Origin of the sequence: Streptomyces sp. NPDC001714 (assembly GCF_042892755.1) — a bacterium.
In the GTDB taxonomy this organism is placed as follows: domain Bacteria; phylum Actinomycetota; class Actinomycetes; order Streptomycetales; family Streptomycetaceae; genus Streptomyces.
Genome location: NZ_JBIAUL010000032.1, coordinates 1 through 22,353, shown reverse-complemented (window position 1 = coordinate 22,353; position 22,353 = coordinate 1). Strand labels below are relative to the sequence as shown.

At 72.1% G+C, this 22,353-nt stretch carries 25 protein-coding genes and 4 pseudogenes; 16 read left to right on the top strand and 13 right to left on the bottom strand.

Annotated elements, in window-relative coordinates; genetic code table 11:
- Positions 1-44: 44 nt before the first annotated feature.
- Complete coding sequence (locus ACFY0P_RS47040; RefSeq protein ID WP_388928602.1) at positions 45-734, bottom strand: pyridoxamine 5'-phosphate oxidase family protein; 690 nt, start codon at positions 732-734, stop codon at positions 45-47.
- A gap of 36 nt (positions 735-770) precedes the next feature.
- On the opposite strand from ACFY0P_RS47040, the gene ACFY0P_RS47035 reads away from it, so the two are divergent.
- Complete coding sequence (locus ACFY0P_RS47035) at positions 771-2,099, top strand: aminotransferase class I/II-fold pyridoxal phosphate-dependent enzyme (protein WP_388928600.1); 1,329 nt, start codon at positions 771-773, stop codon at positions 2,097-2,099.
- A gap of 105 nt (positions 2,100-2,204) precedes the next feature.
- On the opposite strand, the pseudogene ACFY0P_RS47030 reads toward ACFY0P_RS47035, so the two are convergent.
- Positions 2,205-2,534, bottom strand: a pseudogene (locus ACFY0P_RS47030) (EamA family transporter); the annotation flags it as partial.
- An 81-nt stretch (positions 2,535-2,615) separates the two neighbouring features.
- Between ACFY0P_RS47030 and ACFY0P_RS47025 the strand changes: the two are divergent.
- Entirely contained in the window at positions 2,616-3,518 is a 903-nt protein-coding gene (locus tag ACFY0P_RS47025) for a LysR family transcriptional regulator (RefSeq protein ID WP_388928598.1), read from the top strand.
- A gap of 33 nt (positions 3,519-3,551) precedes the next feature.
- Here the strand turns inward: ACFY0P_RS47025 and ACFY0P_RS47020 are convergent, their stop codons facing one another.
- A complete protein-coding gene (locus ACFY0P_RS47020; protein WP_388928596.1) occupies positions 3,552-4,019 on the bottom strand; it encodes a pyridoxamine 5'-phosphate oxidase family protein in 468 nt (155 codons plus the stop codon).
- Positions 4,020-4,100: 81 nt separating this feature from the next.
- Here ACFY0P_RS47020 and ACFY0P_RS47015 point away from each other — a divergent pair, with 81 nt between their 5' ends.
- Positions 4,101-4,748, top strand: coding sequence for a cysteine hydrolase (locus ACFY0P_RS47015; RefSeq protein WP_388928594.1), 648 nt, complete (start codon positions 4,101-4,103; stop codon positions 4,746-4,748).
- A 3-nt stretch (positions 4,749-4,751) separates the two neighbouring features.
- Here the strand turns inward: ACFY0P_RS47015 and ACFY0P_RS47010 are convergent, their stop codons facing one another.
- Together ACFY0P_RS47010 and ACFY0P_RS47005 are read right to left on the bottom strand one after the other, a co-directional pair.
- The gene (locus tag ACFY0P_RS47010; protein ID WP_388928592.1) at positions 4,752-5,231 is read right to left on the bottom strand and encodes a Rieske (2Fe-2S) protein; all 480 of its coding nucleotides are present in this window, start codon (positions 5,229-5,231) and stop codon (positions 4,752-4,754) included.
- Between the two features lie 307 nt (positions 5,232-5,538).
- Positions 5,539-5,692: pseudogene (locus tag ACFY0P_RS47005) on the bottom strand (XRE family transcriptional regulator); the annotation flags it as partial.
- 260 nt (positions 5,693-5,952) lie between these two features.
- Here ACFY0P_RS47005 and ACFY0P_RS47000 point away from each other — a divergent pair.
- From ACFY0P_RS47000 to ACFY0P_RS46970, 7 genes are all read left to right on the top strand, one after another.
- Complete coding sequence (locus tag ACFY0P_RS47000) at positions 5,953-6,717, top strand: HipA family kinase (protein WP_388928591.1); 765 nt, start codon at positions 5,953-5,955, stop codon at positions 6,715-6,717.
- Entirely contained in the window at positions 6,714-7,163 is a 450-nt protein-coding gene (locus ACFY0P_RS46995; RefSeq protein ID WP_388928589.1) for a DUF3037 domain-containing protein, read from the top strand. Before ACFY0P_RS47000 ends, ACFY0P_RS46995 begins: the two co-directional genes overlap by 4 nt.
- Positions 7,164-7,300: 137 nt before the next feature.
- Positions 7,301-8,062, top strand: coding sequence for a 3-oxoacyl-ACP reductase FabG (gene fabG / locus ACFY0P_RS46990; protein ID WP_089105586.1), 762 nt, complete (start codon positions 7,301-7,303; stop codon positions 8,060-8,062).
- A 31-nt stretch (positions 8,063-8,093) separates the two neighbouring features.
- On the top strand, positions 8,094-8,855 hold the full coding sequence (locus tag ACFY0P_RS46985) for an SDR family oxidoreductase (RefSeq protein WP_388928587.1): 762 nt from the start codon (positions 8,094-8,096) through the stop codon (positions 8,853-8,855).
- 211 nt (positions 8,856-9,066) lie between these two features.
- On the top strand, positions 9,067-10,644 hold the full coding sequence (locus tag ACFY0P_RS46980) for an ABC transporter substrate-binding protein (RefSeq protein ID WP_388928585.1): 1,578 nt from the start codon (positions 9,067-9,069) through the stop codon (positions 10,642-10,644).
- A gap of 93 nt (positions 10,645-10,737) precedes the next feature.
- Positions 10,738-11,424 carry a uracil-DNA glycosylase gene (ung, locus tag ACFY0P_RS46975; protein ID WP_388928679.1) on the top strand — a complete coding sequence of 229 codons (687 nt, stop codon included), beginning with the start codon at positions 10,738-10,740 and terminating at the stop codon, positions 11,422-11,424.
- 216 nt (positions 11,425-11,640) lie between these two features.
- Complete coding sequence (locus ACFY0P_RS46970; protein WP_388928583.1) at positions 11,641-12,141, top strand: hypothetical protein; 501 nt, start codon at positions 11,641-11,643, stop codon at positions 12,139-12,141.
- A gap of 15 nt (positions 12,142-12,156) precedes the next feature.
- Here the strand turns inward: ACFY0P_RS46970 and ACFY0P_RS46965 are convergent, their stop codons facing one another.
- Positions 12,157-12,630, bottom strand: a complete 474-nt coding sequence (locus ACFY0P_RS46965) for a hypothetical protein (RefSeq protein WP_388928581.1) — start codon at positions 12,628-12,630, stop codon at positions 12,157-12,159.
- A gap of 112 nt (positions 12,631-12,742) precedes the next feature.
- On the bottom strand, positions 12,743-13,255 hold the full coding sequence (locus ACFY0P_RS46960) for a DinB family protein (protein ID WP_388928579.1): 513 nt from the start codon (positions 13,253-13,255) through the stop codon (positions 12,743-12,745).
- A 107-nt stretch (positions 13,256-13,362) separates the two neighbouring features.
- Here ACFY0P_RS46960 and ACFY0P_RS46955 point away from each other — a divergent pair, with 107 nt between their 5' ends.
- Positions 13,363-14,274, top strand: a complete 912-nt coding sequence (locus tag ACFY0P_RS46955) for a Gfo/Idh/MocA family protein (protein WP_388928577.1) — start codon at positions 13,363-13,365, stop codon at positions 14,272-14,274.
- On the opposite strand, the gene lnt is transcribed toward ACFY0P_RS46955, so the two are convergent.
- Together lnt and ACFY0P_RS46945 are read right to left on the bottom strand one after the other, a co-directional pair.
- Positions 14,192-15,766 carry an apolipoprotein N-acyltransferase gene (gene lnt / locus ACFY0P_RS46950; protein ID WP_388928575.1) on the bottom strand — a complete coding sequence of 525 codons (1,575 nt, stop codon included), beginning with the start codon at positions 15,764-15,766 and terminating at the stop codon, positions 14,192-14,194. The two genes, ACFY0P_RS46955 and lnt, sit on opposite strands and share 83 nt — an antisense overlap.
- Positions 15,767-15,842: 76 nt before the next feature.
- Complete coding sequence (locus ACFY0P_RS46945; RefSeq protein ID WP_388928573.1) at positions 15,843-16,328, bottom strand: nuclear transport factor 2 family protein; 486 nt, start codon at positions 16,326-16,328, stop codon at positions 15,843-15,845.
- 308 nt (positions 16,329-16,636) lie between these two features.
- Here ACFY0P_RS46945 and ACFY0P_RS46940 point away from each other — a divergent pair, with 308 nt between their 5' ends.
- The 3 genes from ACFY0P_RS46940 to ACFY0P_RS46930 all read left to right on the top strand — a co-directional run bounded on the left by ACFY0P_RS46940 (position 16,637) and on the right by ACFY0P_RS46930 (position 18,473).
- Entirely contained in the window at positions 16,637-17,200 is a 564-nt protein-coding gene (locus ACFY0P_RS46940) for a dihydrofolate reductase family protein (RefSeq protein WP_388928571.1), read from the top strand.
- A gap of 177 nt (positions 17,201-17,377) precedes the next feature.
- Complete coding sequence (locus tag ACFY0P_RS46935; RefSeq protein ID WP_388928569.1) at positions 17,378-17,659, top strand: hypothetical protein; 282 nt, start codon at positions 17,378-17,380, stop codon at positions 17,657-17,659.
- 73 nt (positions 17,660-17,732) lie between these two features.
- A complete protein-coding gene (locus ACFY0P_RS46930) occupies positions 17,733-18,473 on the top strand; it encodes an SDR family oxidoreductase (RefSeq protein WP_388928567.1) in 741 nt (246 codons plus the stop codon).
- A 12-nt stretch (positions 18,474-18,485) separates the two neighbouring features.
- Here ACFY0P_RS46930 and ACFY0P_RS46925 read toward each other — a convergent pair whose 3' ends face one another.
- Both ACFY0P_RS46925 and ACFY0P_RS46920 read right to left on the bottom strand, forming a co-directional pair.
- The gene (locus tag ACFY0P_RS46925) at positions 18,486-18,665 is read right to left on the bottom strand and encodes a hypothetical protein (RefSeq protein ID WP_089105573.1); all 180 of its coding nucleotides are present in this window, start codon (positions 18,663-18,665) and stop codon (positions 18,486-18,488) included.
- Between the two features lie 281 nt (positions 18,666-18,946).
- Positions 18,947-19,771 carry a helix-turn-helix domain-containing protein gene (locus ACFY0P_RS46920; protein WP_388928565.1) on the bottom strand — a complete coding sequence of 275 codons (825 nt, stop codon included), beginning with the start codon at positions 19,769-19,771 and terminating at the stop codon, positions 18,947-18,949.
- A gap of 133 nt (positions 19,772-19,904) precedes the next feature.
- On the opposite strand from ACFY0P_RS46920, the gene ACFY0P_RS46915 reads away from it, so the two are divergent.
- Both ACFY0P_RS46915 and ACFY0P_RS46910 read left to right on the top strand, forming a co-directional pair.
- A complete protein-coding gene (locus tag ACFY0P_RS46915) occupies positions 19,905-20,612 on the top strand; it encodes an alpha/beta fold hydrolase (protein ID WP_388928563.1) in 708 nt (235 codons plus the stop codon).
- 54 nt (positions 20,613-20,666) lie between these two features.
- Positions 20,667-21,062, top strand: a complete 396-nt coding sequence (locus tag ACFY0P_RS46910; RefSeq protein WP_388928561.1) for a DUF4440 domain-containing protein — start codon at positions 20,667-20,669, stop codon at positions 21,060-21,062.
- 275 nt (positions 21,063-21,337) lie between these two features.
- Here the strand turns inward: ACFY0P_RS46910 and ACFY0P_RS46905 are convergent.
- A pseudogene (locus ACFY0P_RS46905) lies at positions 21,338-21,475 on the bottom strand (undecaprenyl-diphosphatase); the annotation flags it as partial.
- 202 nt (positions 21,476-21,677) lie between these two features.
- Positions 21,678-22,040 (bottom strand): annotated as a pseudogene (locus tag ACFY0P_RS46900) (helix-turn-helix domain-containing protein); the annotation flags it as partial.
- Positions 22,041-22,353: the final 313 nt, after the last annotated feature.

Genomic DNA, 22,353 nt, shown 5'->3' with positions numbered 1-22,353 from the left:
GCCGGTCGGGGGTGGCCCCGCGCCCCCGGAGCGGGCGTCACGCGTCAGCGGGTCTTCAGGTACGGCGGCACCGGAACGTCCGCCGACAGGTCGCCGTTCGCGACCGGAGCGTCGTACCCCTTGCGCAGCGGCAGCACGCCGGCCCAGTGCGGGAGGTCCATGTCCTCCGGCTCGTCGTTCGCGCCGCCCGTGCGGGTCTTGGCGGAGACCTCGTTCAGGTCGAGGCGGATCACCGCGGTCGCGGCCAGTTCCTTCTTGTCGGCGGGGCGGGAGTCGGCGGCCCGGCCCGGCACCACGTGGTCGACCAGGGCGTCCAGGGCGCGGCGCTTCTCCTCGGGGTCGGTGACCTGGTGGGCGATGCCGTGCACCACCACGGAGCGGTAGTTGACCGAGTGGTGGAAGGCCGAGCGGGCCAGCACGAGGCCGTCGACATGGGTGACCGTCACGCACACCGCGAGGCCGGGGTCGGCCTGGCCGGTCATCCGCAGCGGACGCGAGCCCGTCGAGCCGTGCAGGTACAGCACCTCGCCGACCCGGCCGTACAGCGTCGGCAGCACCACCGGCGCGCCGTCGCGCACGAAGCCGAGGTGGCAGAGGTAGCCCTCGTCGAGGATCGCGTGCACCAGTTCCCTGTCGTACGACGCCCGCTCGGCGGACCGGGTGGGAACGGTGCGGTCGGTCTTGGCGTAGGCGGCGGGCTGGGCCGGTACGGTCCCCTGCGCGGCGGTCTCCATTGCGCATCTCCATTGCACTAGTGCATAATCTGCTTTGTGCTAGGAGAATATCCGATCGAAGGACGCGGCGCAGCGGAGATTGCGGCCAGCGTCGAGCGCGCGGTGGCTTCCGGGGAGCTGGAGCCGGGGCAACTCCTGCCCCCGATGCGGGAGTTGGCGAGCACCCTCGGGGTGAATCCCAACACGGTCGCGGCCGCGTACCGCACCCTGCGCGAGCGCGGGGTCATCGAGACCGACGGCCGGCGGGGCAGCCGGGTCCGGCCGAAGCCGGCCACCACCGGACGGGACCAGCTCCCCGACGTCCCGGCCGGGGTGCGCGACCTGTCCTCCGGCAACCCCGACCCCGCGCTGCTGCCCGCCCTCGCGCCGGTCCTGGCGGCGGTGGCGGCCGAGTGCGACCGCGACCCGGTCCTCTACGGCGCCGACCCCGTCGAGCCGGAGCTGGAGCGGATGGCGCGCGCCGAGCTGGCCGCCGACGGCGTGCCCGACGGGCCGCTCACCGTCACCTCGGGCTCCCTGGACGCCGCCGAACGCGTCCTGCTGGCGCACCTCAAGCCCGGCGACCCGGTCGCCGTCGAGGACCCCGGCTGGGGCCGCACCCTCGATCTGATCCCCGCGCTGGGGCTGCGCACCGTCCCGGTGGCCGTCGACGACGAGGGGCCGCGTGCCGACGCCCTGCGCCGGGCCCTGGAGTCCGGGGCCCGCGCCCTGATCGTCACGGCCCGGGCGCACAACCCCACCGGCGCCGCGGTGAGCGCCGCACGCGCGCGTGCCCTGCGGGCCGTCCTGCGCGCCCACCCGCACACCCTGCTGATCGAGGACGACCACGGCCACGGCATCGTCGACCTCCCCCTGCACCCCCTGGCGGGCGTCACCCTGCACTGGGCCTTCGTCCGCTCGGTCGCCAAGGCCTACGGCCCCGACCTGCGCCTGGCCACCCTGACCGGCGACGAGGTGACGGTCGACCGGGTGCGGGGGCGCCAGCGTCTGGGCCCGGGCTGGGTGAGCCGCCTGCTGCAGCGCACGGTGGTCCGGATGTGGACCGACGGCGCGGTGAACGGCCCGGAGGTGGCGGCGGCGTACCGGGCCCGCCGCGACCTCCTCGTCGACGCGCTCGCGGACCACGGCGTCGAGGCGCACGGCCGCAGCGGCATGAACGTCTGGGTCCCGGTCCCGGACGAGACGGGCGCGGTGTCCCGGCTGCTGCACGAAGGGTGGGCGGTCGCCCCGGGCGCCCGCTATCGCCTCGCGACCCCACCGGGCATCCGCGTCACCGTCTCGACGCTGACACCCGAGGAGGCCGGTCCGCTGGCGGCGGCGGTGGCGAGGGCGGTGACACCGGCGAGGGGGCGCGTCCAGGCCTGAGCGCTCCACCGGCCATGCCGTTCGTTCACCGCGGGCCGGTGGGGGCCGGCCGCGCGGTTCCTCCCCCAGCCTTCGGCCGGGGGTGCCCCCAGCGCCCCCTGCGGGGCGCTGCCGTACTTGGGTGAGGGCCGCTCCCGCGAGGACGATCACCGTCCCCACCGGCGTGCTCCACCGCAGCGACTCGCCCAGCACCGCGACCCCCGCCGCGGCGGCGATGACCGGGATGAAGTACGGGACCATCTGCGCGGTGGTCGGCCCCACCTCCGGCACCAGCCCGTACTGGACGAGTACCGCCAGCCCCGTCCCCAGCGCGCCCAGTGCCGCGATCGCCAGCAACGGAACCAGTGCGAAGCGCGTCGGGAAGGACGTGAACAACGGTGTCACCACGGCCAGTTGCACCGTCGCCGGCAACAGCTGCGCGCCGGTCGTCGCCAGGGCTCATGCCCTTCACGATGCGGGAGGCAACCTCGTAGCACAATCGAGATTTCTCACCCGGTACCTCTTAGAATCGCTTACATGTTGAATCTGGAGCGCCTGCGCACCCTCGACGCCCTCGCCCGGCACGGCTCGGTCAGCGCCGCCGCCGAGGCCCTGCACGTCACGACGTCGGCCGTGTCGCAGCAGATGGGCAAGCTGGAGCGCGAGGTGGACCAGCAGCTCCTCGCGAAGAACGGCCGGGGCATCCGGCTCACCGACGCCGGGCGGCTGCTCGCCGAGCACGCGGGCCGGATCCTCTCCCAGGTCGAGCTGGCCCAGTCCGACCTGGAGGCACACCGGGGCCAGGTCGTCGGCGAACTCCGGCTGTCCGCGTTCCCGACGGCCGCCCGCGGCCTGTTCCCGACCGCACTGGCCGCCCTGCGCGCCCGGCACCCCGCGCTGCGCGTCCGCTCCAGTGAACTGGAACCGGAGAACGGCATCGCCGGAGTCGTCCGCGGCGACCTCGACCTCGCCGTCGTCCTGGACTGGTACAACAAGCCGATGCCCCTGCCCGACGGCCTGGTCAAGGCACCTCTGCTGGACGACCCCGCCGAGGTGGCACTGCCGGTGGGGCACCGGCTCGCCGACCGCGAGGAGGTGGACCTGGGCGAGTTCGCCGAGGACGAGTGGATCACCTGGGGCAAGGGCGAGTTCTGCCACGAATGGCTGATGTTCACGCTGCGCTCGCGCGGCATCGAGCCCGTCGTCGGGCACCGGGCGGCCGAAACGCACACCCAACTCAACCTGGTCGCCGCCGGGTTGGGCGTCTGCATCGCCCCGCTGCTGGGCCGCCACCCGGTGCCGGAGGGCGTGGTCATGGTGCCGCTGAAGCAGCGGGTGCGCCGCCATGTGTACGTCGTCTGGCGGGCCGACGCCGACCGCCGCCCTTCGATCCGGGCGGCGGTGCAGGCGCTGCGCGGCGCGGCCGAGGCGATCGCCTGAGCCTGCTGCCTGCCGCGTGACTCCTGAACGCCCCTACGCCGTGCCCAGCTTGCGGAAGTCCCAGGAGGCGATCTTCGTCGGGGTGAGCCGGGCCCAGGCGTGCCGGCCGTCGTGCGGCATCTCGTCCAGGCCGAAGTTCTTGCGGGCGAACACCGTCTCGATGTAGTCGAGTTCGGCCACCAGTTCGCCGGTGCGCGGGACCTCGCCCACGAACTCGACCGTCCCTCTCAGCTCGACGCCGCGCAACTGGTCGTACTCCTCACCGGAGTCGACCACGACCGCCACCCGCGGGTCGCGGCTGAGGTCCTTCCAGCGCTGGCTGCGCACCACCGAGTAGAGCCACAGGGACGTGCCGTCCCAGGCGAACCACAGGGCGCTGACGTGCGGGGCGCCGGACGCCGAGACGGTCGCGACCCGGCAGGTGCGCTGTGTGGTGAGGAACTCGTCCAGCTCACCGGGCGTCATCATGATCTTCCGGCCCCGGCGCTGAGTGACGGTCATGCGGCCCCCTCTTCTCTTCTTCCGTTCCCGCGCGATGGCGGTTAGTGTCACCCGCCCCGCACCAAGGCGGAAGGGGGCGTCATGCCGTCGTCGTACGAACGGCTCGCGGAACTCCTCGACCCGGTGAGCACCGTGCTGCTCACCGTCGAGTGCCAGCAGGGCGTGGTGGGCCCGGACAGCGCGCTGCCCGAACTCGCCCGTGAGGCTCGGACGTCGGGGGCGCTCAACAACATCGCCCGCCTTGTCGCCGCGGCGCACGACACCGGTGTGCAGGTGATCCACGCGATCGCCGAACGCCGCCCGGACGGCCGGGGCGCCAACCACAACGCCCGCCTGTTCCGTGCCGCCGAACGGCTGCCCGTCCGGCAGCTCTCCGGCACCACGGCGGTCCGCGTCGCGCCCCCCATCGAGGTCTCGGAGGAGGACCTCGTCGTACGACGGCTGCACGGCCTGTCGCCGATCCAGGGCACCGACGTCGACCCGCTGCTGCGCAACCTCGGCTGCCGCACCCTGATCGTCACCGGTGTCTCGGCGAACGTGGCCGTTCCCAATGCGGTGTTCGACGCGGTCAACCGGGGCTACACGGCCGTCGTCCCGGCCGATGCCATCGCGGGAGTGCCCTCCGAGTACACCCCCGCGATGGTCCGCAACACCCTCGCGTTGGTCGCCACGGTCGCGACCACGGACGAGGTGCTCGGCTGCCTCAAACAACCGCGTCGGCGGTCCTGAGGATCAGGCCAGCGAGATCTGGTCGCCGGAGACCGTGATGTTGGCCGCCGTCAGACCCGTGGTCGCCGGGCCCTGCTTCACGCTGCCGTCGGCTATGGCGAACTTGCTGCCGTGACAGGGGCAGACGATCTCGCCGTTGGCGATGCTGGTCACCGCGCAGCCGGCGTGCGGGCACTTCGTCGAGAACGCCTTGTACGTGCCCGACGTCGGCTGGGTGACGACCACGGCCTTGTCCTTGTAGATCGTGCCGCCGCCCTCGGGGATGTCCGTGGTCTTGGCGAGCGCGGTGCCGCCGGCCGAGCCGTTGCTGTCCTGGGTGGTGGAGCCACCCCCCGCGTTGCCGTTCGTGGTGGTCGAGCTCGAGGAGTCGTCGTCCGACGACCCGCAGGCGGTCAGCGCGGCGGCGAGCCCTGCCGCTCCGGCCGCCACCATCACGGTGCGGCGCGCCGGGTTGGCCGAGGGGTTGAGCGGTGCGCTGGTCATGTGAGGGGTTCCCTTCCGCGGAGCTTCTCGTTGATCCGTCCAGGGGTACGGTCTTCGGGCACCACCTGTTCAGACGGCATCCAGATAGTGACCACCTGGACATGAGGCTTCGGTAAAACAGCGCTGTCGGTTCGCTGTCGGTCTTGACCTGCGCCGTAGCGGGCAGGTCCGCCGCGGCACCGTCACACCGGGCGGAAGGGCACCGTGACCTGGCCGGCCGGCAGGGCACTCGGAGCCGTTCTCCCGGGCAGGCGGGAAGACCGTGAGGGAAAGCTTCTCGTCATGGACGTCCGCCAGTTTCAGGATCGCGGCCTTGTTCGAGCCACGGGTACCGGGTGACGCTCAGCCCGGCCAGCTGTGCCGGCTCCTCGCGGCGCAGCCCCGGGGGTGCGGCGTCGCGGCCCGGACCGGAAGCCTGCCGCCGCCGGGTCGGTCGCCTCCCGGCGGGCAAGGAGAAAGGCGCTCGGCCGACCGGGGTGAGCCGGTCCCGGCCGGGCGCTGAGCCGTCGACGGAGTCGGCACCTGCCTCGCGGCGACTCCCGTAGGTGGCCGGAGCGTTCTTCGCCCGCTGTCACGCTTGGTTACTATGCTCACTTCATGCCGGAGGCCGGAAGCAAGGGGCGCACCGACGCCGACGGGCTGCCGGGGAGGGCACGCCCGCCTTGCCCTGGTCAGCCCCGGTCGTCGACTGCACGGTTGAGAAGCTGGATGGCCTGGGAAAATGCTGCGAGAAGTCACCGCGACCCGCTACGTCACCCCCCTGCGCGAGGGCGGCTCGCTGCCGGGGCTCGTCGAGGCCGACGACTTCGGGATGTATGTCCTGAAGTTCACGGGCGCGGGGCAGGGCCGCAAGACGCTGGTCGCCGAGGTCGTCTGCGGTGAACTCGCGCGCCGGCTCGGGTTCCGGATGCCCCGGCTGGTCACCGTCGAACTGGATGCGGTGCTCGGGCTCGGCGAACCCGAGCAGCAGGTGCAGGACCTGCTGCGGGGCAGTGGCGGCACCAACCTCGGCATGGGCTTCCTGTCCGGCGCCCTCGGCTTCGACCCGCTCGCCTTCGCGGTGAGCCCCGAGGAGGCCGGGCGGATCGTCTGGTTCGACGCACTGGTCAACAACGTCGACCGCTCCTGGCGCAACCCCAACCTGCTGGTCCACCAGGGCGACCTGTGGCTCATCGACCACGGCGCCACCATGATCTGGCAGCACAACTGGCCGTCGGCCGAGGCGTCCGCCGCCCGCCCGTACGACGCCTCCGAGCACGCGCTGAGCGGGTTCGGCCCCGACGTCCGGGCGGCCGCCGCCGAGTTGGCGCCCCGGGTCACCGAGGACCTGCTCGCCGAGGTCACCGCCGAGATCCCGGACGTCTGGCTCGCCGCCGAGCCCGGCTTCGACACCCCCGACGACCTGCGGCGCACCTACGCGCGGCCGCTGCTCGCCCGGGCCGCCGTCATCCACGAGCGCATCACCGGCATCGAGGGGGCCAAGTGAGCGAGACCCACATCAACGTGGCCGGACATGTGACCGAGCGCCACATCACCCGGACCGGCCAGGGCGGCGACCGGGACGTCTTCGAGTACGCCCTGCTGCGCGTCGTACCCCGCGTCGAGCGCGGCGAGTGCATCAACGCCGGTGTGCTCGTGTACTGCCGGGCCAAGGGCTACGTCGGTGCCCGCACCCATCTCGACGAGGCCCGGCTGCTGGCCCTGGACCCGGACGCGGACGTGGCCGGGGTGCGGGCCGCGCTCGGGGCGGTGGAGGGGGTCTGCACGGGCGGTGCGGCGGCGGGGCACGCGGCCGGCGACGATCCGGGGCGGCGCTTCCGCTGGCTGGTCGCGCCCCGGTCCACCGTCGTACAGCCGGGTCCCGTGCACACCGGGCTCACCCGCGACCCGGTCGCCGAGACGGAGCGATTGCTGGACCTCCTGGTGAGGTAATGGATCACACTGCGCGGAGTGACGTTGACACCGCGTGCCAGGGCTTCTAGCGTCACGTCTGTCGAAGGTACTAAGCGGTCGCTCACCATTCGGCCGGATTCTCGATCAGGTGTTCTCAAGGGCGAGGAGAAACAGCAATGTCCAGCACTGAGCAGCGGGTGGCCGTCGTCACCGGTGCCGCGCGCGGCATCGGCGCCGCCACCGCCGTACGACTGGCCGCCGAGGGTCGCGCGGTCGCCGTGATCGACCTCGACGAGGCCGCCTGCAAGGACACCGTCGAGAAGATCACCGCCGCCGGCGGCAAGGCGATCGCGGTCGGCGCCGACGTCTCCGACGAGGCCCAGGTCGCCGCCGCGATCGCCCGGGTCGTCGAGGAGCTGGGCGCCCCGACCATCCTGGTCAACAACGCCGGCGTACTCCGCGACAACCTGCTGTTCAAGATGTCCGCGTCGGACTGGGACACGGTACTCAACGTGCACCTGCGCGGCTCCTTCCTGATGACCAAGGCCGTGCAGCAGCACATGGTCGAGGCGGGCTGGGGCCGGGTGGTCAACCTGTCCTCCTCCTCGGCGCTCGGCAACCGCGGTCAGGCCAACTACTCCGCGGCCAAGGCCGGTCTGCAGGGCTTCACCAAGACCCTCGCCATCGAGCTCGGCAAGTTCGGCATCACCGCCAACGCCGTCGCCCCCGGCTTCATCGCCACCGAGATGACCAAGGCCACCGCCGAGCGCGTCAAGATGGGCTTCGAGGAGTTCAAGGCCGCCGCGGCCACCCAGATCCCCGTGCAGCGCGTCGGCGAGCCCGAGGACATCGCCAACGCCATCGCCTTCTTCACGAACGAGGCCGCCGGCTTCGTCTCCGGCCAGGTGCTGTACGTGGCCGGCGGACCGCTCGACTAGAAGACCACCGGGGAACCTGGGGAACACTGACATGACTGAACTGCCCGAGCTGTCCGGCAAGGTCGCCGTCATCACCGGCGCGAGTCGCGGCATCGGCTACGGCATCGCCGAGGCGCTGATCGCCCGCGGCGACCGCGTGGCCATCACCGGCCGCAACGAGGACGCGCTCAAGGAAGCCGTCGAGAGCCTCGGCTCCGAACGCGTCATCGGCATCGCCGGCAAGGCGCACGACCTGGCCCACCAGAGCGAGGTCGTGGAGCGCACCATGGCGGCCTTCGGCCGCGTCGACTACCTGGTCAACAACGCCGGAACCAACCCGGTGTTCGGCCCGATCGCCGACGTCGACCTGGACGTGGCCCGCAAGGTGTTCGAGACCAACGTGGTCTCCGCCCTCGGCTTCGCCCAGAAGACCTGGCACGCCTGGCAGAAGGACAACGGCGGCGCCATCGTCAACATCGCCTCCGTCGCCGGTCTGTCGGCCTCGCCGTTCATCGGCGCGTACGGCATCAGCAAGGCCGCGATGATCAACCTGACCCAGCAGCTGGCGCACGAGTTCGCCCCCGGCGTCCGGGTCAACGCGATCGCCCCCGCGGTCGTCAAGACCAAGTTCGCGGAAGCGCTCTACGAGGGCCGGGAGGCGGAGGCCGCCGCGGGCTACCCGCTCAAGCGGCTCGGCGTGCCCTCCGACATCGGCGGCGCCGCCGCGTTCCTCACCTCGGAGCAGTCCGACTGGATCACCGGCCAGACGCTCGTCGTCGACGGCGGCATATTCCTGAACGCCGGCATGGCCTGACGGGCCGTCGGGCGTCGTTTTCGTCACAGACATTTGCCGCATCTGTGAGGAAGACGGCGCCCGGGCGGACGCACAAGATCCGCACAGCTGCATGACAACGTCGTCATAGCACATTCGATCAACGCCCGTGTTTCCGGGGTGCTTCAACGCGCGCAACGCTGCGGTATGGTCTGCCGCCGACCCCTGGTACGGCGGATCGAGGAGCGTGCGCGTGTTCAACCGGAACCGAGGTCTGCGAAGAGTCGCCACGGTCGCGTCCATCTCCCTGGTGGCCGGGTGTGGGGTGCTCTCCGGCAGCAGCGCGGGCAACAGCGGGCCGATCGTCGTCGGTACGACCAGCGCCCCCAGCACCCTTGACCCGGCGGGATCGTGGGACGGCTCCTGGGAGCTGTTCCGGAACATCTACCAGACACTCCTCGCCTACCCCGACGGCGCCACCACCCCCCAGCCGGATGCCGCGGAGAACTGCGCCTTCACGGACTCCGGCGACCGCACCTACCGCTGCGAACTGCGCTCCGGCCTGAAGTTCGCCGACGGCGACAAGCTCGACGCCCAGGCCGTCAAGTACTCCATCGACCGGATCCGGAGCATCAACGCGCCCAGCGGCCCGGCCGGACTGCTCGGCAGCCTCGACCGGGTGCAGGCGACCGGCGACCGCGAGGTGGTCTTCCACCTCAAGAAGGCGGACGCCACCTTCCCCTTCGTGCTCGCCACCCCGGCGATGTCGATCGTCGATCCCGACGACTACCCCGCCCACTCGCTGCGCAAGGACGACTCCGTGCACGGCTCCGGGCCGTACACCCTCAAGTCCTACGACGAGGGCAAGCGGGCCGAACTGGTCCGCAACGACGACTACCGGGGCTTCGCCGACCGGCAGAACGACGCGGTGACCATCCGCTACTTCCAGGACTCGGCCACCATGGTCAAGGCCCTGCGGTCCGGGGACATCGACGTCACCTACCGCGGTCTCGCCGCCTCCGACATCGTCGCCCTGGAGGCGCACCGCACCACCGACCTGCAGCTGATCGACGGCACCGGCACCGACATCAGCTACCTGGTGTTCAACCCCAAGGACCCGTGGGCCAGGCTGCCCTCCGTGCGCAAGGCCGTCGCCCAGCTCGTCGACCGCGCCACCATCGCCCACACCGTCTACAAGGACACCGTCGACCCGCTGTACTCCATGGTCCCGGCGGGCCTGACCGGCCACACCACCGGCTTCTTCGACGACTACGGCGACCCCAGCACCTCCAAGGCCCGCAAGATCCTCGCCGACGCGGGCATCACCCAGCGCGTCCCGCTCACCTTCTGGTACACCACCGACCGCTACGGCTCCGAGACCGGCCAGATGTTCCAGGAGCTCAAGCAGCAGCTGGAGGACTCCGGGCTGTTCACGATCACCCTCAGGAGCCGCCCCTGGAAGACCTACGTCGTCGGCTACCAGAAGGGCGAGTACCCGGTGTTCGGCCGCGGCTGGTTCCCGGACTTCCCCGACGCCGACAACTTCATCGCCCCCTTCGTCGGCGAGCAGAACGCCCTCGGCACGCCCTACCCGTCCCCCGTGATCACCGGCAAGCTGCTGCCGCACTCCCGCAGCGAGAGCGACCGCGGCGAGGTCGTCAAGGACTTCGAGGAGGCTCAGCAGATCCTCGTCAACGACGCCCGGCTGATACCGCTGTGGCAGGGGCGCCAGTACGTCGCGGCCAGTGACGACATCTCCGGCGGCGAAAAGGCGCTCGATCCGTCGACGATCATGATGATGTGGGAGCTGCACCGCAAGACCAGCTGGTGATACCGCCGTCCGGCACCGGTTGTCAGTGGTCGCCTGTAGGTTTTTCGGCATCAGCAGGATCTGCAAGTGACCGCAATTCGTGAGGACGTTGACGTGACCGACATCGCCATGCTGCCCGAGTCCTGGCGCGGGGTTCTGGGCGACGAGCTGGAGCAGCCCTACTTCAAGGAGCTGACCGAGTTCGTCGAGGAGGAGCGGGCGAAGGGCCCCGTCTACCCGCCGCGCGAGGAGGTCTTCGCCGCGCTGGACGCGACGCCGTTCGACCAGGTCAAGGTGTTCGTCCTCGGGCAGGACCCGTACCACGGCGAGGGCCAGGGCCACGGGCTGTGCTTCTCCGTCCGGCCCGGCGTGCGGATCCCGCCGTCCCTGCGGAACATCTACAAGGAGATGCGGGAGGAGCTGGGCTGGGAGTCCGTGCCGGACAACGGCTACCTGATGCCGTGGGCCCGGCAGGGCGTGCTGCTGCTCAACGCGGTCCTCACGGTCCGCGCCGGTGAGGCCAACTCGCACAAGAACAAGGGCTGGGAGAAGTTCACGGACGCGGTGATCCGTGCGGTCGCCGAGCGGCCCGACCCGGCGGTCTTCGTCCTCTGGGGCGGCTACGCGCAGAAGAAGGCCCGGCTGATCGACGAGACCCGGCACGTGGTGATCCAGGGCGCGCACCCGTCCCCGCTCTCCGCGAAGAAGTTCTTCGGCTCCCGCCCCTTCACCCACATCAACGAGGCGGTGGCGGCCCAGGGCCACGAGCCGATCGACTGGCGGATCCCGGACCTGGGCTGAGCGAAGAAGAGGGCGCCTCCCAGCCGACCGGGGACACGCGCCCCGTCAGGGGCGCGGGGGCACCCCCGGCCGAAGGCTGGGGGGAACTGCGCGACAAGCCCTCACCGGCGCGCAGCCGACCACCGGCCCGCGGTCCAACGGCGCCGCCTGCCGATCAAACCCGGCGGCGCCGTCTAGCGTCGGCAGCACACAACGGCTTACAGCCCGGAGGGCCCGGTGGCGGAGCGACAGGAGCGTACGGCACCCGATGCCGTGCTCACGCGGATCGGGCAGGTCGTGATGCTGCACCACGCCGGGGACCGTGAGGAGGCCCGCCGGCGCCTGCTCGACCTGTGGACGGAGATCGGTGAGCACGGCGAGCCGCTGCACCGCTGCACCCTGGCCCACTACCTGGCCGACACCCAGGACGACCCGTCCGACGAACTCGCCTGGGATCTGAGGGCGTTGTCGGCGGCGGACGAGGCGGAGGGAGCCGTGGGGCTGCGCGGCTTCTACCCCTCCCTGCATCTGAACCTCGCCGCCGACTACGTGAAGCTCGGCCGTAGCGAGGCCGCCCGCAGCCACCTGCACCGGGCCCGCGGCGCGGCCGCCGCACTCGGCGACGACGGGTACGGCGACGGGGTCCGGGCCGCGATCAGCCGCCTGGAGCTACGGCTCGACGACGACGGCGACCCGGGCTCCGACTCCTGGGGCCCACCACGGCAGCGGCCGAAATAGGGCCGCGTCGGCACCTCAACGCCCGTACGTCTGCTCGCAGATCCTTGCCTCCGGGCTGTCCGCGCGCCAGCCGCCGTACTGCTTGCCGAGGGCGCACACGTCCGGGGCCTTCGGGACGGAGCGGGGGAGGCCGGGGAGCTCTGCCTGCGGGGTGTGGGACCGGTGCGGGGCACGGGGGTGCGGGGTGGCGGCGCGCGGGGCCGCCGGGGTGCGGTGGCCGGCCGGGGGAGAAGGCGCGGGGGCGTGCGAGGCGGCCGGTGCGGCCCGGTGGGTCGGGCGGGGCGGTCCGACCATCTCCAGGGCCTCCTTGACCGGCGCCTGCACCACCCTCGGCTCGGCACTGCCGTCCGGGCGGGGCACCGACGGCAGCGAGGGTGCCGCACCCGGAGGCGGGCCGGGCACCGCCGGGCGCTGGACCGTTACACAGCCGGAGAGGGCCGAGACGGTCACGGTGACCAGGAGGGCTGCGGTGGTCGTCGTTCGATGCACCCGCGCAACTCTGCTGGGTCGGCGCGAGGGTTGACACCGTCGACAAGACTTTGGTGCCCCGCACGGGTGATCTCGTTCCCCGTACGAGGGGCGGGCGGGCGCCAGGCTGACGTCAGTCGCCGGTCGCGCCGTCGATCCGCTCCCGGATCAGGTCGGCGTGACCGTTGTGCCGGGCGTACTCCTCGATCATGTGGGTGTGGATCCAGCGCAGGCTGATCTGCTGCCCGGTGCGGCGGTGGAGGCCCTTGGAGAGATCGTCCAGACCGAAGCCGGCCGCGGCCTGCCGGGCGGCCTCGATCTCGGCCTGCCAGACCGCGTACGCCTCCTGCCAGGTGTCCGCCTCGGTGAGGTGGAACTCGGCGTCCGGGTCCTCGTCGCTCCAGTGGAGCGGCGGTGTCTCCTCGCCGAGGAGGACCCTGCGGTACCAGGACCGCTCCACGTCGGCCATGTGCCGTACCAGCCCCATCAGGGACAGCGGGGACGGCTCCACGGAGGCGGTCCGGAGCTGGGCGTCGGTCAGGCCCTCGCACTTCACCGCGAGGGTCTGCCGGTGGAACTCCAGCCAGCCCTCCAGCATGGTGCGTTCGTCGGCGTCCACGGCGGGCATACGGCGTTCGGTCGTCATGCCCGGCATCCTGGCCCACCCCGGCCGATCCCACCACGGATTATCGGCCCGTATGCTTCCCTTCAGACCCGCGCGGGCAACCGTGGGCAACCACTTGGGGAGCGTCAGTGAAGGTCGGCTGCATCGGACTCGGCGACATCGCACAGAAGGCGTACCTGCCGGTGCTGGCCGTGCAGCCGGGGCTCGAACTCCACCTCCAGACCCGCACCCCCGCCACCCTCGGCCGGATCGCCGACAGCCTCCACCTGCCCGAGGACCGCCGGCACGCCACCCTCGACGACCTCCTCGCGCAGGACCTCGACGCCGCCTTCGTCCACGCGGCCACGGTCGCCCACCCCGAGATCGTCACACGGCTGCTGGAGGCGGGCGTACCGACGTACGTCGACAAGCCCCTCGCCTACCGGCTCGAAGACTCCGCGCGCCTTGTCACGCTCGCCGAGGCGCGGAACGTGTCGCTGACCGTCGGCTTCAACCGGCGCCACGCCCCCGGCTACGTGCAGTGCGCCGACCACCCGCGCGAGCTCATCCTGATGCAGAAGAACCGCATCGGGCTGCCCGAGGAACCCCGGACGATGATCCTCGACGACTTCATCCACGTCGTCGACACCCTGCGCTTCCTCGCCCCCGGCCCGGTCGAGGACGTGACCGTGCGCGCCCGGGTCGCCGGCGGCCTGCTGCACCACGTCGTGCTCCAGCTCGCCGGGGACGGCTTCACGGCGCTGGGCGTGATGAACAGGCTCAGTGGCTCGGCGGAGGAGATCCTGGAGGTCTCCGGACAGGACACCAAGCGCCAGGTCCTCAACCTCGCCGAGGTGATCGACCACAAGGGCCAGCCGACGGTCCGGCGGCGCGGCGACTGGGTGCCGGTCGCCCGGCAGCGCGGCATCGAACAGGCCGTGCTCGCCTTCCTGGACGCCGTCCGCGCCGGGAAGGTGCTCAGCGCCCGGGACGCACTGGCGACTCATGAGCTGTGCGAGCAGGTGGTACGAGAGGTTCGGCGGCGCTCCGGCGCAGCCTGACCGTCCGCAGCCCCTCGGCCAGGCAGTAGGCGGCCAGCACCAGCAGCGCGCCGTCCACCGGCCAGTCGCCGTACCGCACGAACGGGGTGACCCCGTGGGCGATCGGCACCGCGTAGACCCGGGCGGTGCTCGCGTCGGTGCCGAGCCACGGGCCGATGCGCTCGCCGCCCGGGCCGTAGACGGCGGACACCCCGGTCAGCGTGGCGTGGACCATCGTGCGGCCGGTCTCGGCGGCCCGGAGCGCGGCCAGCGAGGCGTGCTGTTCGGGGGCCCAGCTGTCCTGGAAGGAAGAGGTCGACGTCTGGCCGATCAGCACCTGCGCGCCGTCCTGGGCGAGATGCCGGCTCATGTCGGGGAACGCGGTCTCGAAGCAGATCATCGGGCCGATCCGCAGCCCGTGGCCGACGTCCATCACCACCTGCTCGGTGCCGCGCCGCCGGTCCTCGCCGGCCGCCTTGCCGACCGACGTGGCCCAGCCGAGCAGCGAGCGGGCCGGTATGTACTCGCCGAACGGAACCAGCCGCATCTTGTCGTACCGGTCCCCGGTCGGGCCGTCGGCGCCGACGAGTATGGAGCTCTTGTAGATGCCGGGCCGGTCGGAGCGCCGGGCATCCACGTTGACCAGGATGTCCGCGCCGGTCTCGCGCGAGAGGGCGGCGATCCGCCGCGCCAGATCGGGCCGGTCCCCCAGGTCGTACCCGACACTGCTCTCGCCCCAGACGATCAGATCGGGATGCTGCCCGGCCAGCTGCCGGGTCAGCTGCTCCTCCCTGTCGAAGCGCCGGACGCCGCTGTCGGTGCCGTCGACGATGCCGGGCTGGACGACCGCGATCCGGACGTGACCGTCGACGTCCGGGCGCGGTGACCACACCCAGGCGGCCGAGGTCGCGGCGGCCGTGGCCACCAGCGAGGCCACCGCGGGCACCCGGGCCTCCCGCACGGATATCAGCACGGCGACCGCGACATTGACGGCCACCACCAGGAAGCTCAGCAGCCAGACCCCGCCGACCGAGGCCAGCCGCAGCGCCGGCGTCACCTGCCACTGGGTCGCGCCCAGCATGCCCCACGGCCCGCCGAGGCCCTGCCAGGACCGCACCAGCTCCACCATCAGCCAGCCCGAGGGCAGCACCAGCACCGCGGCCGCGGCCCGTCCCGGCGAGGGCACCCCGCCCAGCAGCCGGCGCGTCACCCAGCCCCAGGGCGCCCAGAACACGCTCAGCAGACCGGCGATCAGGAAGATGAAGACGTGCAGGCTCGGCAGCAGCCAGTGGTGCACGGCGACCATGAACCCGAACCCGCCGCACCAGCCGTCGTACGCCGCCCGCCGCCCGGTCGGCGCCGAGCGCGCCAGCAACAGCCACGGCACCAGCGCGACGTACGCGAACCACCACAGCGACGGCGCCGGAAAGGCCGGCACCGGCAAGGCGCCCGCCAGCGCACCGACGCAGGAACGCCGCCACGGGGAGGTGAGCCAGCGCTCGACGGTCCTCATCCATCGCCTCCTGCCTGCCGGTCCTTCCAGTGTGCGGGACCGGGCGGGACCTCCGACAGGGGGCAAGGGCGCGGACTCAGTCGGACACGGCCACCGCACGCGGGTCGGGGAGTCTGCGCCACCTCTCCTCGACGACCACCTGACGCAGCCGCCAGCCGTCCCGGGTGCGCAGCAGCGCGAACGAGTAGCGACCGCCGCACACGAAGTCCGGGGCGGTGGAGGTGCCGTCGCCGCCGGCGAAGCGCATGGGGTTGACGTAGTCGGCCTGCAGACGGGCGGTGTCGCCGGTGTCGTGCTCCAGGATCCCGAACCGCACCCGGCGGTTGACGATCAGATGCTGCCGCATCGAGAAGAGGGTCAGGTTCTCCGCGAGCCACCCGGCCACCTGCCCGGCATCGCCCTCTATCCCGCCGGCGGAGCGGTAGTCGGCCCGCCCGTCCGCCGTGAACAGCCTCCGGTACGCCGCCCAGTCACCGTCGTCGACGGCCACCGCGTACTCGGTGACCATCTCGTCCACGGCCAGCCGGTCCATCACGGTCGCGAGCTCCACACGCTGCGTCATCGGCTCAGTGTTGGGCACGGGGCGGGCGGAGCCAAGGGGCACGGACGATATTCGGTGATGTTCGAACCGGACCGCCCCCGACCCCGCCCCCATGAACAGTCAGTTCGTCGAACAGGGACCCGAGTTCCGTATCCCTGCCCGCCCTGCGAACTCCACGATCACCGTCCACCGGGCCCACCGCCCCGCCATCGGCGCCTCGGCGGTCGATCCCATCCGGGCCGGCCGGATCGGAGAATCCCGCGAGCCGCGACGAGTCCTGCGCGGTCCGGCGGTCGTACTGTCGAACCCGGTACCGAGGAGGGCTCCTGATGCGCGACGTGACCTACTCGATGAGCGTCTCGCTCGACGGCTACATCGTCGGGCCGGACGGCGGGTTCGACTGGACGGCGCCCGACGAGGAGGTCTTCCGCTTCGCCACCGACGAGGTGCGAGAGGCCGGCGTCCACCTGCTGGGGCGACGGCTGTACGAGACGATGCTGTACTGGGAGACCGCCGACCAGGATCCGTCGCTCGACTTCCCGACGCTCGCTTTCGCCACGATCTGGAAGCGGCTCCCCAAAGTGGTGTTCTCCACCACGCTGGCGGCGGTGCAGGGCAATGCCCGCCTGGCCTCCGGCGGCCTGGTGGAGGAGATCCGGCGGTTGCGGGCCGAGCCGGGGGAGGGGGACATCGCGATCGGCGGAGCGGCTCTCGCCGCCGAGGCGGCCGCCTCGGACCTGATCGACGAGTACCGGGTCAGGCTCTGCCCGGTGCTGGTCGGCGGCGGCATCCCGTACTTTCCGCAGCACGAGCGCCGGGTCGATCTCGAACTCGTCGAAACCCGCACCTTCGGCTCAGGAGTCGTCTACCTCCGCCACCGCGTGGCGCACTAGGTACCGTGCTCCCCGAAGGGGGGATCACCCGGTCGTCTCCGGTACGCCGGATGCCCCTGTCGGCTCCACCGCTGCGCCGGTCCCGGAGCCCTGGGTGGCCCCGGGTCGGTAACCGGGTCATCGGCGAGCGGGGGCGGCGCCGAACAACTGCTGCACGGCGAGCCGCACCCGGGCAACGTGCTCGCCACCAAGAGCGGCCTGCTGTTCGTCGACCTGGAGACGTGTTGCCGCGGACCCGTCGAATTCGACCTCGCCCACGCGCCCGAAGAAGTCGGCGCGCAGTATCCGGGAGCCGATCAGGACCTGCTGCGCGAGTGCCGGATCCTCGTGACGGCGATGGTGACCGCCTGGCGCTGGGACGCGGACGACCAGTTCGGGAACGGGCGTCGGCTGGGCATGGAGTGGCTCGGCCAGATCCGAGCAGCGCTCGGTCCCGACGGTCCGGACACCCACCGCTGAGAGCCGGTGCGGGCCGGTGCTCGCGCCTCCGTGGTCGTAAGATCGTCGTCCGGTCGGTCCGAGGAGGTTTTCGATGGCGCGTCCCGTCACAGTGGTCACCGGTGGCAGCCGGGGTATCGGCGCCGCGACCTGTCTGCGGCTCGGGGCCGACGGGCACGATGTGGTGATCGGTTACGTCCGGGACGGCGACGCCGCCGAGGCGGTCGCCGAGGGGGTGCGGAAGGGCGGGGCGCGCTGTGCCGTCGTCCGGGTGGACACGTCCGTGGAGGCCGACGTGGAGGGACTGTTCGACACGGCGGAGCGGGAACTGGGGGCCGTCACCGGGCTGGTGAACAACGCCGCCGTGACCGGGCCGTTCGGGCGGCTGGCCGACGCGGAGGCCGCGGATCTCCGCCGGGTGGTCGAGGTCAACCTGCTGGGCACGCTGCTGTGTTCGCGCCGTGCGGCCCGGTTGATGGCGGCCCGGGGGAGCGGTGCGATCGTGAACGTGTCCTCGGCGGCGGCCACCCTCGGCAGCCCCGGCGAATACGTCCACTACGCGGCGACCAAGGCTGCCGTCGACGCCCTCACCGTGGGCCTCGCCAAGGAACTCGGCCCCGACGGCGTGCGGGTCAACGCGGTGGCGCCCGGCGTGATCGAAACGGAGATCCACGCGGCGATGGGCGACCCCGGCCGGGCCGAACGGGTCGGTCACACCACGCCGTTGGGCCGCGCCGGCCGGCCCGAGGAGATCGCCGCCGCGATCGCCTGGCTGCTGTCCCCCGAGGCCTCCTACACGACCGGCACGGTGCTGCGCGTCTCCGGTGGCCGCTGACCCCTCAGCCGGTCAGGCCGCCTCGATGATCTGCTCGCGGATCGCCGCGGCCCACTCGACCACCAGCAGCTCGTACTCCGTCCGCTCCTGCGCCGACAGTGTTCCGCCCGCACGCAGCCACAGCGCGCGGATGTGCTCGTTGACCTCGGCAGCAGACCGCACGGAACCAGGGGTTCGGGAATCGGGGGACATGGGAAACAGCGTAGGGGCAAGAACTGACCGTGCGCTACCGGGCCACTACGCAGACCGTATGGGGTTGGTCACGGGCGATGCGGCGGGCGGGCGGCCACGCCTTGGCATTTGCCAGGCGACCGGTTCGGACACGGACCGGCCCGGGCGCCCCTGTGCAGGACTTCGCCCTTGCCGGAGCCGTGCGGCGGCCCCAAACCCCTGGAAAACCAAGGAAGTCGGGGGTTGGCCGAGATGCGGCGCCCGGCCGTCGTCGCCTCGTCGCTCCTCGTCGTCCCGCGTCTTCACGCCGTCGGCAGCGCAGAGGCGAGCAGCGCGAGCTTCTCGGCGCTGCTGCTCTCCGGGTCCGGGTGGTAGACGACGAGCGTCTGCCCCGCCGCGCCGCTGACGTTCAGCCGCTCCCGGTTCAGCCGCAGGCGGCCGAGCCGGGGGTGGTCGATGACCTTGGCCGCGCCGTCGCAGGCCGCCACGTCGTGACGGGCCCACAGGCGGCTGAAGTGCGGACTGGCGACGGAGAGTTCGCCGACGAGGTCGATCACGCGCGGGTCGTCCGTGTCGGTCCCGACGGAGCGGCGGAAGCCGGCGACCATGCCGGCGCCGGCCTCCTCCCAGCCGGGGTGGAGGGCCTGCTCGGCGGGGTCGAGGAAGATGTCCCGAAGCCGGTTCGCGCCGACCGAGAAGCGCGGTGACAGCGCGGTCGCCAGGGCGTTCACGGCGAGGACGTCGAAGTAGCGGCCCTCGACCAGCGCGGGGAGCGGGAGGGCGGTGACGAGCTGGGCCACGCCGGGCGGGACGGTCTCCTTCCGGGCGCGGCGCCGGCGCCGGCGGGGCCGGCCGGCGCCGAGGCTGAGCAGATACGCGGTCGCGTCCTCGTCCAGCCGCAGTACGCGTGCGAGGGACTCCAGGACCTGCACGGAGGGGTTGCGGTCGCGGCCCTGTTCCAGGCGGAGGTAGTAGTCGGCGCTGATGCCGGCCAGCATCGCGACCTCCTCCCGGCGCAGGCCCGGCACCCGCCGTACCCCCAGCACGGGGATGCCGACCTGCTCCGGCGTGACCAGCTCGCGGCGGGCACGCACATACGCGCCCAGCAGGTTCGGTTCGTCGGTCATCCCGCCACCGTAGCGCCGTCACCGTGCCCGTGCCTGGTCCTGTCACCCCCAGGATCACCGGGGCTCTGCCCCGTCCGGAGCCGGGCCGCAAGCGTGGTCGGTGACAGCGACGAGCAAGCCGAGGAGCGCGATCATGTCGACGTATCTGCTGGTGCACGGGGCCTGGCACAGCGGGGAGTGCTGGGAGCGGGTGGTTCCCCTGCTGGCGGCGGCGGGGCACCGGGTGTACGCACCCTCCCTGACCGGTCACGGCGAGAAGGCCGGTCTGCTCGGCCCGGACGTCGGCCTCGACACCCACGTGGCCGACGTCGCCGGGCTGATCAGGGACGAGGACCTCACCGACGTCGTCCTCGTCGGACACAGCTACGCGGGGCTGGTCGTCTCGTCCGCGGCCAACGAAGTCCCGGAACGCGTCGGGCACTTGGTCTATCTCGACGCAATGGTCCCGGAGCACGGCGAGACCGCGGCCGACATCCAGCCCGTGACCCGGACCCTGATCGACCGGGCCCGCGCGTCAGACAGCGGCTGGCGGGTCCCGCCGCTGCCCGAACTGCCGCCGCCCTACGGGCTGTTCGGGGTGACCGAGGCGGCGGACGTGGCATGGCTGCGTGGCCTGCTCTCCGACCAGTCGGTGCGCACCATGCAGCAGCCGGTGCGGCTGGACGATCCCGCCGTGCGCACGATCCCGCGGACCCACATCCACTGCGTGGCGAACGTCCCGGAGGGCATCGTCCGTCGTCCGGTCCCCGCGACCGAGCGGGTGTGGGAACTGCCCACCGGCCACGACTGCATGATCACCATGCCGGCCGAACTCACCGAGCTGCTGCTCAAGCTGGGCTGATCCCGAGCGGGATATTCGCTGGGCCCGGCGGCCGCGGGTCCGTAGGGTCGGCGTGTGGCGGACGAGAACCAGCAGACGGTGGACGAGAACCGGCGGGCGGTCCAGGCGGCCGTCGACGGGGAGCTGCGGCTCCTCGACCCCGAGGTGCGCGCCCGCCCGGAGCTCGTCCTGGAGCTGCTCGACCCGGAGTTCACCGAGGTCGGGGTGTCCGGCCGTCACTGGGACGCCACGTCGATCCTGACGGTGACCAGCGGCGGCTCGGTGTCCCCGGAGTCACCGGTCGAGGTGAGCGAGATGTCCGGGACCGTCCTGGCCCCGGGCATCGTGCACCTGACGTACTTCGCGGACAACCAGGGCCGCCGGGCCTGGCGCAGCTCCCTGTGGCGGCTCACGGAGACGGGCTGGCGCGTGTACTACCACCAGGGCACCCTGGCAGCCGGCAGCGGCTGACAACGGTCCGAAGGGGCGCGGGGCCGTATCCGTGTGCGGCTCCGCCGCGTGGGCGCGACCAGCCACGGCGCTGCCGCAGCCGACCGACGGGGCGCCGGCACGGTGTTTCCCACGGAGCGCCTGAGGAAGGCCCGGCGGAGTCCGCCGCGGTTCGGCAGCGCCCCGCAGGGGCGCCGGGGGTACCCCCGGCCGAACGCTGGGGGAGGAACTGCGCGACCGGCCACGACGGCGCCGCAGTCCACCGACGGCACATCGCGGCACTTCCAGCGGAGCGCCTAGCTCGCCGACTCCGCCGCGTGCGGGCTCAGTACGTCCGCCGAGACCAGGGCGATGATCACGATGCCGAGGGCGATGCGGTACCAGACGAACGGCATGAAGCTCTTGTTGGAGATCCACTTCATGAATGAGCAGATCGAGGAGGGCCCGGAGGGGACAACTGCGGTTTTCATATGCGGTTCTGCGACAGACTCACAGGGTGCCGCAGACGCGGACCCAAGTGGCTGCCTGGGGCGGGCATCTCCACCATCAGCAACAGACGATTGCCCGGGCGGTCTCGTCGTGGACGGCGCGCGGATGCGGCCGGGGCCCAGCGGTGGCTGGGCCCCGGCACCCCTAGCGCCGAGCCCCAGGTTCCACCAGCCCGTGGCGGACCAGGATCCGATACACCGTCATCCGCGACGGCACCGGGCTTACCGTCCCGGACCGCTCCAGCACATGAGCGATCCGCCGCGGACCCCACTTCGGATGCAGCCTGCGCAGCTCCAGCACTGCGGCCTCCACCCCGGCCGGCATCTGCCACGGATGCGATCTGGGCCGATGCGACCGGTCCGACAGCCCCGCCAGGCCGCCCTCCTCATACCGGCGCACCCAGGCATGCACCGACTGACGCGAGACCCCATACCGGGCCGCGACCTCCGTCTTCGATGCTCCAGCAGCCACTTCCATGACCGCGTGATAGCGCTGCTCAACCACGCTCAGCTCCACTAACACCGGCCCCGGCCCCCTCCGCGAAAGCCCTCACGGACAGCAAAGCCGAGGACGGAACCGTCAAGCATCAAGTGACGTCAACGCGTCAAGCATCAAGCGAAGTAGGACAGCCCAGGACGCCGGAGCTGTTCAGAGTTTCTTTACTTGATCAAGGCGGCCCGCCTACGGCGGGCCGCGGGGGCGGGGGGGCCCCGGGCCCCCCCCCCCCCCGGCGCCCCCCCCCCCCCCCCGGCCCCCCCCCCCCCCCCCCCCCGCCCCGCCCCGGCCGGCGCCCCCAGGCCGGACCAACAACACCCGTGCGCGG

What these genes read in the sequence shown, in the direction of transcription:
- ACFY0P_RS46960 (WP_388928579.1), bottom strand. Translation starts at nt 13,255, where the DNA reads ATGACGACCGAACGCCGTATGCCCGCCGTGGACGCCGACGAACGCACC.
- lnt (WP_388928575.1), bottom strand. Translation starts at nt 15,766, where the DNA reads ATGAGGACCGTCGAGCGCTGGCTCACCTCCCCGTGGCGGCGTTCCTGC.
- ACFY0P_RS47040 (WP_388928602.1), bottom strand. Translation starts at nt 734, where the DNA reads ATGGAGACCGCCGCGCAGGGGACCGTACCGGCCCAGCCCGCCGCCTAC.
- ACFY0P_RS46915 (WP_388928563.1), top strand. Translation starts at nt 19,905, where the DNA reads ATGTCGACGTATCTGCTGGTGCACGGGGCCTGGCACAGCGGGGAGTGC.
- ACFY0P_RS46985 (WP_388928587.1), top strand. Translation starts at nt 8,094, where the DNA reads ATGACTGAACTGCCCGAGCTGTCCGGCAAGGTCGCCGTCATCACCGGC.
- ACFY0P_RS46945 (WP_388928573.1), bottom strand. Translation starts at nt 16,328, where the DNA reads ATGACGCAGCGTGTGGAGCTCGCGACCGTGATGGACCGGCTGGCCGTG.
- ACFY0P_RS47015 (WP_388928594.1), top strand. Translation starts at nt 4,101, where the DNA reads ATGCCGTCGTCGTACGAACGGCTCGCGGAACTCCTCGACCCGGTGAGC.
- ACFY0P_RS47000 (WP_388928591.1), top strand. Translation starts at nt 5,953, where the DNA reads ATGCTGCGAGAAGTCACCGCGACCCGCTACGTCACCCCCCTGCGCGAG.
- ACFY0P_RS46940 (WP_388928571.1), top strand. Translation starts at nt 16,637, where the DNA reads ATGCGCGACGTGACCTACTCGATGAGCGTCTCGCTCGACGGCTACATC.
- ACFY0P_RS47020 (WP_388928596.1), bottom strand. Translation starts at nt 4,019, where the DNA reads ATGACCGTCACTCAGCGCCGGGGCCGGAAGATCATGATGACGCCCGGT.
- ACFY0P_RS47010 (WP_388928592.1), bottom strand. Translation starts at nt 5,231, where the DNA reads ATGACCAGCGCACCGCTCAACCCCTCGGCCAACCCGGCGCGCCGCACC.
- fabG (WP_089105586.1), top strand. Translation starts at nt 7,301, where the DNA reads ATGTCCAGCACTGAGCAGCGGGTGGCCGTCGTCACCGGTGCCGCGCGC.
- ACFY0P_RS46920 (WP_388928565.1), bottom strand. Translation starts at nt 19,771, where the DNA reads ATGACCGACGAACCGAACCTGCTGGGCGCGTATGTGCGTGCCCGCCGC.
- ACFY0P_RS46930 (WP_388928567.1), top strand. Translation starts at nt 17,733, where the DNA reads ATGGCGCGTCCCGTCACAGTGGTCACCGGTGGCAGCCGGGGTATCGGC.
- ACFY0P_RS47025 (WP_388928598.1), top strand. Translation starts at nt 2,616, where the DNA reads ATGTTGAATCTGGAGCGCCTGCGCACCCTCGACGCCCTCGCCCGGCAC.
- ACFY0P_RS46925 (WP_089105573.1), bottom strand. Translation starts at nt 18,665, where the DNA reads ATGTCCCCCGATTCCCGAACCCCTGGTTCCGTGCGGTCTGCTGCCGAG.